Genomic DNA, 14,171 nt, shown 5'->3' with positions numbered 1-14,171 from the left:
ACGCGGAAGCCGAATACCCAGATTCAACCTGCAGACTCTCATTATGAATGAGGGACCAGCAGGGGGCAGGTCACGATGGATGCCTTCGCCTCGTCCAGCCAAGGACGGAAGTCCCCGTCATCGACCATTGCGCCAAGCCCCATGGTGATCCCGAAGCGCTCTTCGATGTCGCGCGCTAGTTGTTCCAGCGCTTCTGGGGAGGCATTGACGTTCAGCGCCGCGTTCATAGTGATGATGAAGGACCGCAGTTCCGCCCCGCTCTTACGCTGATGAGCCAGTGATTGCGATACGACATCATCAAGATGTTTGAGCTGTGCGGTCACGAGGGTTCTCCTTGTTCCATGTCTTCGACAAGCCGTCGAATCGCGTCCTTGTGGTGGATGAACGGCTCCGTCGAGCATAGCGCCCGCACCACGTCATTTCCTGTCATGCTGGAAGCCAGAAGCGCCCGAATGGCCAACTCTGCCGAGTCGGCCAGGTCTGCGAAATCGCTCTCGTCCGATGTCACGTCCTCTGCGCCGCCAAGCATGTCTGCATGCAACGCTGCAATGGGCAGACCTCTGCCGATGAGGTTGATGCAAGTCTGGAAACCATGCCGGAACTCTTCCGGCAAGGCCGCGGCAAAACCGGTGATCGAAGGGTGCTCGACGTTCGGACGGTAGACGATGCCGCCGTCCTTCTGGATGCGGTTCCAAAGCGGGAGGTATTCCTCCGAAACCAACTTGCGGCCTCGACGCTGGTAGGTGCGTTTCGACGTACCCTGAAGGCGTTCCACGATCTTGCGCAGCCGTTCACGAACCACCGGCGGCATCTGCGCCGAAGCTTTCCGAACATCGATCTTCCAGTCGGAATCCATTGTGTTCGGGATGTCGATACGAACCCGCGCCAGCTTTGTCAGCTCCGTCTGGCGCGCAAGCCCCAGCCAACTGCCGGCGATTATCAGACGACGTTCGCGATAGATATAGAAGCCCTGTGACCGCAGATGGCCCTCAGCCCCCCCCCAGATTTTCCCATTCCGACTTCGACATCATTTTGTGATGCGGCAACGTGAAACATTGGGTCACGACCTCGCCGTTCAGCAATGGCAAGGGCTCTTCCGGCCCGGGCTGCGTAGCGGGATGATCCGTCGCGAAGGGATCGATCGGAGACAGCTTCCGTTCGTTAAGCAAGATGCGCAGAGCAGGCTTGCTGCCTTCCATGTATCGGTGAAAGCAGAGCCTCAGGTGCCGCTCCGCCCCGGAGATGGCCTTGTTGATCTCGGCGGAACGTTTGGTGGTGTCGTGCCGGAAATTGGTCGAGAGACGGTCAAGTTTGCGCCAGAGAACAATTGTCCCCGTCTCCGGTAGTCGCGATACCCCGGGAATGTCAGTCAGGTTATCTTCAAGGTCGACCCGCCAGTCGTTGGTCTTAGCGACCTTGTCGAGGTCCCAAGTTGCAGCGGACGTCAGGCCATCTTTTCTGGTAATGACTGTCAATTGCCGACATTGCGAGAAACTCGCACTTTTCAAACCCAGCCCGAACCGCCCGAGATCATGCCCTTCGCGTTCCTGAAGCGGGTTCTTCGTGCCCGGCCGCATCGCCTCGATCAATTCGGGTTCAGTCATGCCTGCCCCGTTGTCGACGATCGCGATCCACGGTTCGTCCGTCGCCGTTTCAGCGAGTATTTCCACCTTGGAGGCCTTTGCCGTCACCGAATTGTCGATGACGTCAGCCATTGCCGTCTCCAAGGTATATCCAAAATCCCGCATTCCCTCAATCAGCGATGCTGCGTGTGGGGTCGCGTCGGCCTGTCGTTTTCTTGTCTCGGCAATCATATTCTCTATGCCACAAATTCAATACATCGCGTCGGGCATTTTGCCATGAATCTCGGCGTGGCCCAATCTTGCACACAGCTTTACGGCAAGGTGAAGAGAGCAAATGGAAAATATGTTCCTTTTCAATATCATGTCTGTTGAATGCCATTGAGAGCGGCGGCCCGGCTTGGCACCACTCGCTTGGACGAGTTCGATGCAGCGTAGTCAAGGCATGCTTGCCTCCAAGGAATGAACGCGTCGCTCAAAAGGTCTTGTCACGGCGAAACTCTATGAGTGGAGTCGTTTTTCCGCTCCGCTGCGCGAACCCATACCTGAACGTATTCGAGACCGGATCGGACGCCCGCAACGGGATCGGCACTTGGATCAGTGAATACAACGAAAAGCGGCCACACTCATCACATGGCCTGCGGACCCTGCCCGAGGCCTATGATACCCAGAACCAATACTTGAATGCCGCGGCCTGACATGAAACCTAAGCCAAAGCTTATCAGCGCGGAAAAAATCTTGGAGAAACTTGAGAAGTAATTTTGGGTTCGTCATGGCAAAATTTATTTATTTGCTTGCAAGGGGGTGAAGTGGGCGGGTTCGCCGGTTTAAGTGTTTGAAAGTAAGTAAACATTGCATTCCCACCGCATTCGCCACCCCGTATTTTTCGTGCATCTTTTCAATGACTTGAATGCATATCGGCGAACCTACCACAAGGGTTCGCCAATACATTGTTCTATGATCGTTCTATTTTAGCTTCTCAATGGCGCCATCGGCTAAAACTGGGCGATTAGCATCCATTGTGTAGCGGGTCACCTCTGCAAGCGTCAAATGCCCGGTGACGGCCATGATCTCATGAGGAGACGCGCCCGCTTCGGCCACCCGTCTTGCAATTACTTTCCTGAGCCCATGAGAGGAACAGTTCGGAAGGCCCGCTTCATTACACCACTCGCGCATCATGTTTCCCAGCCCGTTTGGAGAGCGACTTTTTCCATTTTGTGTCTCGAGAAATGTGAAGGCATCTTTCGGACAGATATCAAGCACAGCACGAAGCTCAGGATGGATAGGAATGTCTATTAGAACGCCCCCATCATCCTCAGTTTTCTGCCGTCTGTAACTGATCCGGCCGAGACTGTGCGGAATTTTGTGCCCAGGCGCATTTTGTTACGCCATTGGGAAGCGGTCTTCGAACATGATTGCAAACTGGCTTTTGACAGCGTGCCATTCACGCACTGAGCGTTTCCACTCTTGAGAAGTAGCATTCAGCGCAAGATAGATCAACTTCGCGGCTGCATCATCGCTGGGGAAGTGGCCGCGGGTTCGGACGGCGCGGCGGATTTTCGAGTTGAGCGCCTCGATAGCGTTTGTGGTGTAGATCAGCCTCCGCACCTCGGGCGGATAGTCGAGGAAGGGGATGACTTCGTTCCAGGCCCGCCGCCAGCTGGGTGCGATGGCAGGGTATTGCCGGGCCAGATCGCTGTCCTCGAAATCGACCAGTGCGGCCTCTGCCGCCTCGGCGTCGACAGCGGTGTAGACGGCCTTCAGGGCGGAGGCCACGGCCTTGCGATCCTTGTAGCTGGCGAAACTCATGGAATGGCGCAGCAGGTGAACGATGCAGGTCTGGACCTGGGTCTGGGGAAAGGCCGCCTCGATGGCCTGTGGGAAGCCCTTGAGGCCGTCCACCACGGCAATCAGGATGTCCTGGACACCTCGGTTGCGTAGATCGTTCAGGACCTTTGCCCAGAATTTGGCGCCCTCATTGGCCTGAAACCACAGCCCCAGAACGTCCCGCGTACCGTCTGGCAGGATCGCCAGCGCCACGAAAACCGCCTTGTTCGGTACCGCCCCATCGCTGCGGATATTGACCCGGATCGCGTCCATGAAGACGACTGGATAGCAGGGTTCCAGCGGGCGATTTTGCCACGCGGTGACCTCGTCCATGACGGCGTCGGTGATCGCTGAGATCAGGCTGGGGGATGCCTCGACGCCGTAGATTTCCTCGATGTGACCCTGGATCTCACGGGTGGTCATGCCGCGCGCATACATGCTGACGATCTTGCGATCGAATTCCGGAAACCGGCGCTGGTACTTGGCGATCAACAGCGGGTCGAAGGTGCCATTGCGGTCGCGTGGGATGTCGAGGACAACCTTTCCGCTGTCGGTGGTCACCGTCTTTTGGCTACGTCCGTTCCGGCGGTTGGCCACTTGGACTTGACCTGCAGGAACCTCGTCGGTGCCTTCCTCGTCCAAATGAACGTCTAACTCGGTGCTCAGCGCCCGCTCGGCCAGCGCCTTCGTCAGTTCAGAAAGTATGCCCGTCTTGCCAAAAAGATCGCCGGGCGACCGCCCTTCCATCAGGCGGTCCAGAAGGTCTTTGTCGATGCTCATACGTGGGTCTCCTCATCAGGGGGTTACCACGCCGGGGCACAAAATTCCGCACAGTCTCGTTCACTTTCCTGGATGAAAACCGGGACATAGATGCCGTTATCGTCGGTGACATAGATCGGTTCACACGGGGTGGAACCGAGATCTATTTGCAGCTAAAACGCCGATTGCGTGGACTCAACGTACGGCTGGTCGACACCACCGGGATTATTCAACCTGAGCGCAATCGTCTGGAACATCTGGGCGTGGAGTACCAATGGGCGATGGAGTCGCCCAGTCACTATGCAGAGATATTTATGGCCGAAAAAGCCCGCGCAGAGGCGTCAGACATCCTCACGCGCACTATCGGACAGCAGATCCAATTGACCCGTGACGGTTACCAATGCCAGTCTGCCAACTTTGGCTACGAAAATCAAAAAATCGTCACAGAAGACGGCAAAAAGAAAACGATCATGATCCCGCATGACGTCGAAGGTCCGTGGATTGTTCGGATGTTTGAGCTCAAAGCCGATGGCGGCTGGCACGACGACGCGATTTGTGAGGCGATTAATGCTATGGGGTACCGGTCCCGGTCGATGAACATCTACGACGAGGAGACCCGCCGAGTTGTTGGTCAGACCGGAGGTAAACTGCTCGATGTCAAACAGCTTAACCGTTACATTGAAAAGACGATCTATTGCGGCGTGCGATGCGAACGCTGGAACCAAGATAAACCGGTCATGACCACTCATTTCAATCGATCTCTTCAATCGAGCCAACAGAGGCACCTTGAAAATCGTCAAACTGAGAGACGGACCCCTTGAGATTAAAGAAACGCGCGCGGAACAGGGCAACCATCGCCACAATCCAGAATTTTTGCTGCGCCACGTGGTGGCTTGTCCAAAATGTGAAAGACCACTGGTGGCGTCCCGCTCCAAGGGTAAGTCGGGAAACTACTTTGGATATTTTCACTGCAACCGAGGTCACAAGTACTTTGGGGTCAGCCAAAAGGTGTTCGAAAAGACGGTAGGCAACTATTTGGACAGTCTGCAGGCCAAGCCGGGGTTCTTACCGCTGTTTCGTGAGGTGGTGCGAGATGTTTGGATCCAGAAAAACCGTTCCCGCAAGCAGGATGGGGTTCAAATCTGCCAACACATTTCAGCCACACAACAACGACAAGCGTCCTTAGTCGACAAGATTGCCAGCAGCAAGTCTGCAGTCGTCCAGGGAAAGCTTGAGGCACAGATCGAAGATCTGGAAGGGACTATCAAAACCGCACGGCAACAGCTGCAGTCTACCGGGGTACGTGAGGACGAGATCGATGCCTATTTCGACATCGCCAAAAAACTGATGGAACACCCAACAAAACACATCATGAACGCGCCCACCAAAGAGAAAACTGAAAAGTTGTGGTCCTTCGTCTTCCAAGAGCGCCCCACCTACCAAGATCTGGTCGATGGAACACCGGAATTGACGCTCATATACCGGCTTAACCGCGATACTGGAGCGGACGAAAACCAGTTGGCTGGGCAGCTGGTTTCTGGATGGAACACCTTTGAGAGGCAGTGCAGGACTGGGCTGGATGTCGGTTTAGCGTAGGTCGTATTGGTAGCCCAAATTCTTGCTCAAGCCAGATATTCCTGTATAATCTGCACGAGGAGTATTTCTTGATGCCCAAACCTATGAACCTATCTGTGCGGCTTACGACCCCCTTAACCGAGTTTGTCACCACCCGTGTGGGGGTGGAAGGGGACTATGACAACGCGTCGGAGTATGTGCGCGACCTGATCCGTCGTGATCGCGAGCGGGAAGAGCAACGCGCCTTTGCCAAACTTAAAGCCACCCTGCAGGACGCCTTCGCGCAGCCAGACAGTGAGGCGGTCGAAATGAACTTCGATAGCTTCAAGGAACGCCGTAAAACCAGCAAAGCATGAGCCGTATCCGCTACATGCCTGCCGCGCTGCGGGCGCTTGACGACATTTTTGAATATACACAGGATACTTGGGGCGATCAGCAAGCTGACGACTATGTGAGCAGCCTCTTCTCGGCTTGTGAGAGCTTGCCACCGTTGGTGCCGCGCGCCATCCCTTTTGAGTTGGGCGTCGAAGGGTTTGTCACTCATTGCCAACACCATCGGATTTACTGGCGGCAGCCAACCGAAGACGAGATTATTGTGGTTTGTATCTTGCACGAACGCATGCACCAAGCGGCCCGCTTAGTCGAACTGACCGAGGAAGAAGGGGCCGAATAGTACTTTTCTTCATTTTGGCATGATGTATGCTTTCTGAATGCGGTGTGATTTTTTAATTCCAACGTGGGGTGCGTTCCATTGCCAAAGCCGTTTTTTGAGTTGGGAATATCATGAAGACCTTAGACTCAGAATTGGTTCGGTTGGTTTTTCAAGCGGTTCGCAATCCAGAAAAATGGCAGCAGGTTCTTCAGCATGTTATTGGTGTGACCCCTGCCAAAGCGGCAATCATCACCTTACGGGATCGAAAGACCTGCCAGATTGTGAATGATGATGCCTTGGAACGCGAATATCATTCGCCTCTAATCCAGGGTTTTCCGCTTGAAGCCGTTGTTTATTACCTCGAAGAGCTTAGAACAATTGATCCTTGGGCGGCGGCCCAAGTGTCACATCACCCGCACCTCCCAACCATTATGTCGACGATTTGCCACCCCGCAGAAGCGTCTGATCGCCTTTTTTTTGATTGGTTGGAAGCGGGGGGATTGCGAGACACGGTGGCTTTCGAATTGGACCGTTTTCCAGGGCATTGGACAGCGATAAATCTGTTTCTCGAACACTATGACACGGATGATAGCAAAACCCTTTTGGACTACTGTAACACCCATGCTTCGGTGCTCCGCGAAGCGTGGCAGTCCAGCCAACATGTGATCCGGTGCCGGCAAGCTGGGCAGGCTGCGCTGAATAGCTTATCCGACAGTGCGGTGCCGACCTGTATCGTGACACATTCCGGGGATCTGTATCTTTCCAACGATGCGTTTCAGGATCTTCAAGCGCAGGGAGTGGTCCGATTTTCTGGTCCGTCTAGGCGAGTCAGTTTAGCTCACAACGTGGAAATTACCGGATCCCAGGCTCAGTTGATGCCCGATATGCCTCGTCATGAAGCAACCGATAGTACGGTCGCTGTTCAAGCGTCACCGTTTGAGATTGATCCGCTCTATAAAGAAAAGAAAGAACGCTACTGGCTTCTTCGTTTCCAGCTCGGGAACGGCCGATACCGCGAAACCACAAGTTATGCTTTGGGGCTGTTGACTGTTCAAGAACGCCAGATATTCGATGCCATCTGTGCCGGTGACAGCGTTCAGGCCGCCGGACAGAAAATCGGTATTCAAAGGTCCAGGGCGTTCGACGTGTGGGCGAACGTCAAGTCCAAGCTTGGAATCTCCAATGCCCATGAGTTGCGCGGTATTTTAGCGGGATCTCGCTAGACTTCTTTACAACTACGGCCCTGGCAGGACGGAGCCCCGTCTCTGAAAGAATCATCTTATTTGATGAACTTGGCTGTCCTCAACCAAGAGGATGTACCCATGATTTCTTATCAAAGATCACCTGCCAATCTGAAGACGTTTTGCTCGCCAGCGAAGCCATTTATGGCTTTCAATGAATTTGTCGATTTGGTTCAATGGGAACGCGACGTTTGTTGGGCACCGGACAACGTGAAGGATTTCGAAAAAGAAATTGGCCAAGTCTACAATGTCTGGACCCGCCGTTCTGTCAGCACCTATCTTCGTCACATCTTTCCCGACGAGTTGACGGACCCGGTCAGCATCTCTTTTGAAATCCCGAACCTCGATAAGAATGCGACTTTTCCATTGCTTGTCCGCATTTTTGATGATCACGGCCTCTACTTCGAACATGAGCAGGAACTGGCCCTGGAACGTCTTGTTGAGGGACGCTTTGTTTTGAGCGGCTGGAAGAAAGTACCGAAAGTGCGAGATTTTTTACTGTCGCAGGTCACTTCAGCGAAGATCTGACAAAGCCCAACCCGTCTTGTCGGAAGGCGCGGAGCTCCAAGCCTCCGCGCTTTTTTTGCAACATGAAGGTGTGAATGCTCGCCTTTTTCTTGAATGCTCCACTTGACCGGACTCAGGTCCGTTGACCTGTCCATAAGGGAACACTTCTAACCGAGCTGCTGACAACTGCGCGTTTTGAAGGCTATGCGTTTTGGCACGTTTGTTGGCAACTGCAATGGTCGATGTGCTGACCGGCGGAAATCGGATTTTTAAGGCAAAAGTATAGTTGCCAGGACATTTTTGAGGAGCGTGAGTGGTGAACGGAAATACTGGCTTGTCTCGGACAGGCATCTGTCTGGTTGCCGTGGTGCTGTGGACAACGACCGCAATGGCGCAAACCATCCCCGGCGCGGTGGAGCCAGGACGCACCGAGAGTCGGTTTGAGCGACTTGAAGCCCCGCGGGCGCAGCCAACGTTGCGGCAAGGCCTAGAAAGTACCGTCCCGCCCGCACAAGCGGCACAGATACCGCTGAGTATCACGGGCTTTCGGATAAGCGGTGTCACGGCTTTCTCTAGTGAAGCGCTGCAAGCTGTGGTGCAGCCGTTTCAGGATCAGAACGGTACTTTGCTGGACGTGTTTCAGGCGGCAGCGGCGTTGACCGCCTTCTACGGCGATAACGGCTTCTTGCTGTCACGGGCCATTGTGCCGCCCCAAGAGCTGGAACCCAGCGGGGCGGTCATCACACTGCAAGTGATCGAAGGCTATGTGGACCGGGTGGCGCTCCCCGAAAACCTTGGCTCCCGGCAACGCTTGCTAGACGGTCACGCCCGTAACGTGGAAGCTTCGCGCCCGCTCAATGCGGATCAGCTTGAACGAGAAATGCTGCTGGCCAACGATATTCCTGGCCTATCGGTGCAATCGAACCTGTCAGCTTCACCTACCACCCCTGCCGCCAGTACGTTGACCCTGACCAACAGCGAAGACCAAGGCGGCTGGGGCTTGCGGCTTGATAATCGTGGCTCAGACGCCAGCGGCCCACTGCAATTCACCGTCTCTGGGCAGGTCAATAATCTGTTGGGCTTCAATGAGCAGATCAGTGGTGGTCTGACATTGGCCGGTCCGGCTGACGATGATACCCGACCAGAGTTGGCTTACGTGTTTTTGGGCTATGACCAAGTGCTCAATGCCAGCGGTCTACGCTTTTCTTTTGATGCCAACTACAGCCAAGGCGACCCGGACAGCGCGGTGCTGACCGCGCTCGACTATGAAACTGAAGGTTTCAATGCGTCGTTCGCCCTCTCGTACCCGTTTATCCGTACCCGGTCACGCAACCTGACTGGTACACTGGCCTTTGATCTTAAAAACTCAGAATCGACCAACTTTGCTGGCACCGCGTCTGAGGACCGCCTGCGTATCCTGCGGGCGGAATTGGCCTTTGACAATGCCGACCAGTACAACGGCACCAACCAAGTGCGCTTGGCCTTCCACAAAGGGATTGAAGGGCTGGGATCAACTACCAATAGCAATCCCAACGCGTCCCGCACCCCCGGCAAAGTCGATTTTTTCCGGGCCACGCTGGAACTGTCGCGCACCCAAGCCTTGGGGAACGGATTCAGCCTGCATGGCGGCGTGTTTGGTCAGTGGACCAATGACCCGCTATTGTCGTCGCAAGAATGTGGTTTCGGCGGGGCGCAGTACGGACGCGGCTATGACAGCTCGATCATCACTGGTGACACCTGCGTCAAGGGCATGGTGGAATTGCGCTACAATGTCCCGGCGGGTGAACTCACCCAAGGGCTGGGCCTTGATTACACCCAACTCTACGCCTTCGCCGACGCAGGCCGGATCGGCAATATTGATGCCCCGTTGGGCACCCCGTCCTCTGACACGGCTTCTTCAGCCGGGTTTGGTGCGCGATTTGGCATTGGGCGCATGAATTTTGACATTACCGCCGCCAAGCCGCTCAACACCCCCGATAGCATCGCGGTGGATGATGATTGGCAGGGGTTTTTCAGCCTGTCGGCACAGTTTTAAGAGGAGTTTAGGTTAATGGTTTCGGTAAAACGCACCCTGCACAATAGCACCGCCCTCACCAGTGCTGGCTTGGCCTTGCTGCTAATGGCCAGCGCCGCCAGCGCCAACCCACAAGATGGCCAAGTGGTGGCTGGGGATGCCACCATCACCACCCCTGAGCCCAGCACATTGGTGGTCAACCAGCACAGTCAAAATGTGGTGTTGGAATGGGGTAGCTTTGATATCGACGCCGGGGAAACCACTACTTTTGTGCAGCCCGATATTGACGCTTGGGCACTCAACCGCGTCGTCGGCTCCCAAAACCCCAGCGTGATTGCGGGTACACTCAACTCCAACGGCAATATCGCTATCGTCAATCCCGATGGGATTGTGTTCAGTCATGGTTCGCGCGTGGACGTGGGTGGTTTGGTAGCCAGCACGGCGGATATCGGCAACGACGCCTTTATGCGTGGTGAACTGAGCTTCAACTTGCCCGGCAACCTCGCTGCTTCCGTGATCAATGAAGGCACGGTGTCGGTGCGTGACCATGGCTTAGCGGCTTTTGTGGCTCCCGGTGTGCGAAACAGCGGAGTCATTACTGCCCGTTTTGGCACGGTCTCATTGGCCTCCGGCAACACCTTTGCCCTCGATCTGTATGGCGACGGCTTGGTTAGCTTGGCCATTGGCGATGAGATTACCGAAGAAGTCATTGACGTGGCCACCGGTGAAGTCATGGCCGATCTGGTCGCGAATGAAGGCACGATTAGCGCCAACGGCGGCACGGTGGCCTTGACCGCCGCTACCGCCCGTACGGCGGTTAATTCCGTGATCAATAACACGGGCGTCATCGAAGCTAACTCAGTGGGTATGCGTGATGGCAAGATCATTCTGGGCGCGCAAACCGCCACCAGCCGCCCCGCCGCTGCACCACCCCAAACCGTGCGCGTCAGCGGCCAAATTAGAGCAACTGCCGTCACTACCTCACTGCGACCCGCCATGCGGCCCGGTACTATCGAAATTACCGGCGAAGATATCCAAATCGCAGGGGCTACGATTGATACCTCTGGAACCAATGGCGGCGGCACCATCCTGATTGGCGGTGACTATTTGGGGGGACAGGAAATCAGCGACCTATTCCCAGTGGGTGAAGAAGTCCGCGAGGATTACGAAATAGCGACCGCTGCCACCGTGATGGTCGATAGCGCCACCACTATAAACGCCTCAGCCACCGACAACGGCGATGGCGATGCCGATGGCGGCAAGATCATCCTGTGGTCCGACGTCGCCACCATTACCAGCGGCAAAATTCTGGCGTTCGGTTCGGGCGATGGCACTGGCGGCTTCATTGAAACCTCTTCAGCGGGCACTCTGCACCTGCCCGATGGCTACGTATCTGCGGGTCAAGGCGGCATGTGGTTGCTCGACCCTGAAACGCTCTACGTAACTAACCGTGACGCTGTGTCTGGTGATACTGAGTTCGTCAGTGCTTCCACTGTCGAAAGCGCTCTCAATGCCGGGACAAACATGACCCTTGTTAGCACCGGAGATGACGCACAAACTATCGTGAATAGCCAGATCAGCAAGACGGCTGGTGGAGATGCTACACTTAGCCTTGGGTCAACTGGCAGTGTTCGGATAAATGCAAACATCACCAGCACCAGTGGAGAACTGACGGTTGCTGTCAGAGCTTCTGACACTCTGGAGCCATTTGTAAACGGGTCTCTTTCGGGGTCTCGCGATGGTGAGTTGACTATCTCTGATGCCACCATTGAAACGAATGGTGGCGGCTTTGTCTATCGTGGCGCGGCCTTCCAGATGACGAACTCGGTGGTGAGTTTCGGTGGGCCTTCCAGCGACGTTCGTCCAGGCAACATTAGAACCAACGGTGGAGCGATGTTGTTCGAATTGTCTGCCCTGCCAGCTGGGAGCAGTGATGCTTCCGGCTTTATTGGCTGCAACGGTTTTTACGCAGTCTCCTGCGGGCAATCATCCCAGGTGCTGGACGCGGGCGACGGCGCGATTGTGTTCCGTCAAAACCCGAACGCCACCACGACCAACTCCGACAACTTCCCCAAGATTTTTGTGGGTGACTACGGTATTGCGACCACCGGCACCTTAACCCTCGATGGCGTGAACCTGCGCAGCGAACGCCGCACCAATCGCAACAGCGTCTACAATGTTGAGTTTGGCACCCTGTCTTTGCTCAACGGTGCGATTATTGACTTCCCGTTCCAAGACGCACTGGGCCTAGAGGCGTTCTATACTCCGGTGGCCGTGTCCGGGGTGTCCCTGCCCACAGGCACCTATCGTGTTGGCGAACGCATCATCATCCAACTGCCCACGCTCTTCACGTCTCCCAACTCTCCTATCCTGTCACTGGACGTTTCTGGGCCGTCTGGTGGGAGTTACGAGATTGTCGGCAATGAGCTGGTCATTGACTTCAATGGCACCGCTGGACCTATTAACCTGACTTTCCGCGCCACCACTTTTGCCGGAACCTCAACCGACTTGGTGCTGAGCTTGAATATTCAAGAGCGTGAAATCACTGAGCCATTAGACAATCCGCCAACGGTAATCGTTGGCAGCGCCACACTACCTGACGCAGAGCTAAACAGCGATGACGGATACTCTACGACCACGCCTGTCTTGTTTGCTGATGACAACGGCGTTGGCGGACTAACCTTGGTGGTTTCTGGCTTGCCGAGTGGGTTCTCTTGGGACGACAACGGCAATGGCACGGTTACGATTACTGGCAATCCCAGCATTGCGGGTGCGGTATCGTTTACCGTTACGGCGACGGATGCAGGTGGAAACTCGATCAACACCAGCGGTAGCTTTACGGTGAACGAAGTCCGAGTTATCGCTATAAAACCCCAAGATGATCCCGGCACATTTGTATCTCTCGGGTTTGGTTCGGAACAGAGAGAAGAGTTTGAAAACTCGAATTTTGGTATGTCTCGAGTATGCAGGCAAACAGGAACATGTTGGGGCGAACGCAACAGTGCATTGAGAAGCTTCTCATCAGTGGATCAAAACAGTCAATCTCTGCCAGTACAGGCAGTAGGAGGCTTAAGTCATCAGGAAACACTAGACTCTCTGCATGAAATAAATGATCTATTTGGTGGAGGTGTGTCAGCCGTTCAGCTTTACTCGGCGATAGACGAGCTCATAGAGCTGCCTGCAACCAAAAACGCATTTGTCAGAGCTTTTGGTCCTGTGAATAGCACAGACGAGTTGCTACGATATTTCTCAACCCCTTGGGGAAAGCACTATCTTAAAGAATTCAAAGCAACGGCAGCGGGAAAAGTAAGAGGTTTCATTCCTACAATTGCAGATTTGCTTGGCGGCTTAGCGATGGCTAAAGTAGAAAGCGATGGGCATACAGACGATGCAACCTGGGCAGCAAGTAGAATTACTATTAACTCTGCGGTAATTGCTATCAAGTTTTCAAGCAAGAACCCAATAGATAAAGCAGATGCATTTAAGGATGCTGCAATTTGGGCAAGTGAAGATTCTGCACGCACCACTCTGCTGCTAGTAGAAGGAGCCTCACAGGCTGACTCCATGCACTTAGAGGTACGGAGAATGAATAACTATATTGTTCGAACTGCCGAGTTTGTTTCTCAAAATCGCGCCGGTCTTTCGGAAAATGATCTCGAAGCGTACGCAAGTGCGATCCATGAAACGACCAGAACTATGCTTGATTTGGCAGCCGAAATTGATTCGAATCCTGGCCTAGTAATAGCTGAATTCTTCAGAGATCGAATATGGCGACCATGGAATTCTTAATTTAGTCTTTTAAGCACTGTAGCGAACCTGTTTCTGGAGCATATAGATCTGCGCCATCAATCTCTATGATACTCCCATAATTTGAAATATACCTTTCTATCGACCCGAGTATTGACAGGGTTTCACTTGAGGAAATAATCGTGGATAGAATGAGCTACTCCCCATTTGTTGGACAGGATCTGGCGTAAGTTAAGCTACTCTTTGCACCTGCAGATCGGAGTTGGTGG

General features: G+C 54.4%; 13 protein-coding genes and 1 pseudogene. 9 read left to right on the top strand and 5 right to left on the bottom strand.

Annotated elements, in window-relative coordinates; translation table 11 throughout:
- Positions 1 to 41: 41 nt before the first annotated feature.
- The 3 genes from Q4577_RS22690 to Q4577_RS22680 form a co-directional block, all read right to left on the bottom strand.
- On the bottom strand, positions 42 to 323 hold the full coding sequence (locus Q4577_RS22690; protein WP_303473056.1) for a hypothetical protein: 282 nt from the start codon (positions 321 to 323) through the stop codon (positions 42 to 44).
- Positions 320 to 856: a hypothetical protein gene (locus tag Q4577_RS22685; RefSeq protein WP_303473058.1), complete on the bottom strand. Its 537-nt coding sequence runs from the start codon at positions 854 to 856 to the stop codon at positions 320 to 322. The genes Q4577_RS22690 and Q4577_RS22685 overlap by 4 nt, the downstream gene beginning before the upstream one ends.
- A gap of 133 nt (positions 857 to 989) precedes the next feature.
- Positions 990 to 1,748, bottom strand: a complete 759-nt coding sequence (locus Q4577_RS22680) for an ATP-binding protein (RefSeq protein ID WP_303473079.1) — start codon at positions 1,746 to 1,748, stop codon at positions 990 to 992.
- Between the two features lie 374 nt (positions 1,749 to 2,122).
- On the opposite strand from Q4577_RS22680, the pseudogene Q4577_RS22675 reads away from it, so the two are divergent.
- Positions 2,123 to 2,278: pseudogene (locus Q4577_RS22675) on the top strand (integrase core domain-containing protein); the annotation flags it as partial.
- 268 nt (positions 2,279 to 2,546) lie between these two features.
- On the opposite strand, the gene Q4577_RS22670 reads toward Q4577_RS22675, so the two are convergent.
- Together Q4577_RS22670 and Q4577_RS22665 are read right to left on the bottom strand one after the other, a co-directional pair.
- On the bottom strand, positions 2,547 to 2,921 hold the full coding sequence (locus tag Q4577_RS22670) for a tyrosine-type recombinase/integrase (RefSeq protein ID WP_303473081.1): 375 nt from the start codon (positions 2,919 to 2,921) through the stop codon (positions 2,547 to 2,549).
- 42 nt (positions 2,922 to 2,963) lie between these two features.
- Positions 2,964 to 4,187: an IS256 family transposase gene (locus Q4577_RS22665; RefSeq protein WP_303473060.1), complete on the bottom strand. Its 1,224-nt coding sequence runs from the start codon at positions 4,185 to 4,187 to the stop codon at positions 2,964 to 2,966.
- Positions 4,188 to 4,333: 146 nt separating this feature from the next.
- On the opposite strand from Q4577_RS22665, the gene Q4577_RS22660 reads away from it, so the two are divergent.
- The 8 genes from Q4577_RS22660 (at position 4,334) to Q4577_RS22625 (ending at position 13,944) form a co-directional block, all read left to right on the top strand.
- Positions 4,334 to 4,987, top strand: coding sequence for a hypothetical protein (locus Q4577_RS22660; RefSeq protein WP_303473062.1), 654 nt, complete (start codon positions 4,334 to 4,336; stop codon positions 4,985 to 4,987).
- Positions 4,953 to 5,762 (top strand): hypothetical protein, encoded by an 810-nt coding sequence (locus tag Q4577_RS22655; RefSeq protein ID WP_303473064.1) that lies wholly within the window; start codon positions 4,953 to 4,955, stop codon positions 5,760 to 5,762. Before Q4577_RS22660 ends, Q4577_RS22655 begins: the two co-directional genes overlap by 35 nt.
- Before the next feature lie 71 nt (positions 5,763 to 5,833).
- Entirely contained in the window at positions 5,834 to 6,097 is a 264-nt protein-coding gene (locus Q4577_RS22650; RefSeq protein ID WP_303473066.1) for a type II toxin-antitoxin system ParD family antitoxin, read from the top strand.
- Positions 6,094 to 6,414, top strand: coding sequence for a type II toxin-antitoxin system RelE/ParE family toxin (locus Q4577_RS22645; RefSeq protein WP_303473068.1), 321 nt, complete (start codon positions 6,094 to 6,096; stop codon positions 6,412 to 6,414). Before Q4577_RS22650 ends, Q4577_RS22645 begins: the two co-directional genes overlap by 4 nt.
- Before the next feature lie 110 nt (positions 6,415 to 6,524).
- Entirely contained in the window at positions 6,525 to 7,616 is a 1,092-nt protein-coding gene (locus tag Q4577_RS22640) for a hypothetical protein (RefSeq protein WP_303473070.1), read from the top strand.
- 99 nt (positions 7,617 to 7,715) lie between these two features.
- Positions 7,716 to 8,162 (top strand): hypothetical protein, encoded by a 447-nt coding sequence (locus Q4577_RS22635; RefSeq protein WP_303473072.1) that lies wholly within the window; start codon positions 7,716 to 7,718, stop codon positions 8,160 to 8,162.
- A 295-nt stretch (positions 8,163 to 8,457) separates the two neighbouring features.
- On the top strand, positions 8,458 to 10,176 hold the full coding sequence (locus Q4577_RS22630; RefSeq protein WP_303473074.1) for a ShlB/FhaC/HecB family hemolysin secretion/activation protein: 1,719 nt from the start codon (positions 8,458 to 8,460) through the stop codon (positions 10,174 to 10,176).
- A 15-nt stretch (positions 10,177 to 10,191) separates the two neighbouring features.
- Positions 10,192 to 13,944, top strand: a complete 3,753-nt coding sequence (locus Q4577_RS22625; protein WP_303473076.1) for a filamentous hemagglutinin N-terminal domain-containing protein — start codon at positions 10,192 to 10,194, stop codon at positions 13,942 to 13,944.
- Positions 13,945 to 14,171 lie beyond the last annotated feature (227 nt).

The organism is Marinovum sp. 2_MG-2023 (assembly GCF_030548265.1).
In the GTDB taxonomy this organism is placed as follows: domain Bacteria; phylum Pseudomonadota; class Alphaproteobacteria; order Rhodobacterales; family Rhodobacteraceae; genus Marinovum.
Note: the sequence above shows the minus strand (reverse complement) of the source record. Positions and strands in the feature narration are given on the sequence as shown.

Bases quoted from the DNA above. Each gene is read 5' to 3' on its own strand.
- Q4577_RS22650 (WP_303473066.1), top strand. From the start codon at position 5,834: ATGCCCAAACCTATGAACCTATCTGTGCGGCTTACGACCCCCTTAACC.
- Q4577_RS22685 (WP_303473058.1), bottom strand. From the start codon at position 856: ATGGATTCCGACTGGAAGATCGATGTTCGGAAAGCTTCGGCGCAGATG.
- Q4577_RS22640 (WP_303473070.1), top strand. From the start codon at position 6,525: ATGAAGACCTTAGACTCAGAATTGGTTCGGTTGGTTTTTCAAGCGGTT.
- Q4577_RS22625 (WP_303473076.1), top strand. From the start codon at position 10,192: ATGGTTTCGGTAAAACGCACCCTGCACAATAGCACCGCCCTCACCAGT.
- Q4577_RS22665 (WP_303473060.1), bottom strand. From the start codon at position 4,187: ATGAGCATCGACAAAGACCTTCTGGACCGCCTGATGGAAGGGCGGTCG.
- Q4577_RS22680 (WP_303473079.1), bottom strand. From the start codon at position 1,748: ATGCGGGATTTTGGATATACCTTGGAGACGGCAATGGCTGACGTCATC.
- Q4577_RS22645 (WP_303473068.1), top strand. From the start codon at position 6,094: ATGAGCCGTATCCGCTACATGCCTGCCGCGCTGCGGGCGCTTGACGAC.
- Q4577_RS22635 (WP_303473072.1), top strand. From the start codon at position 7,716: ATGATTTCTTATCAAAGATCACCTGCCAATCTGAAGACGTTTTGCTCG.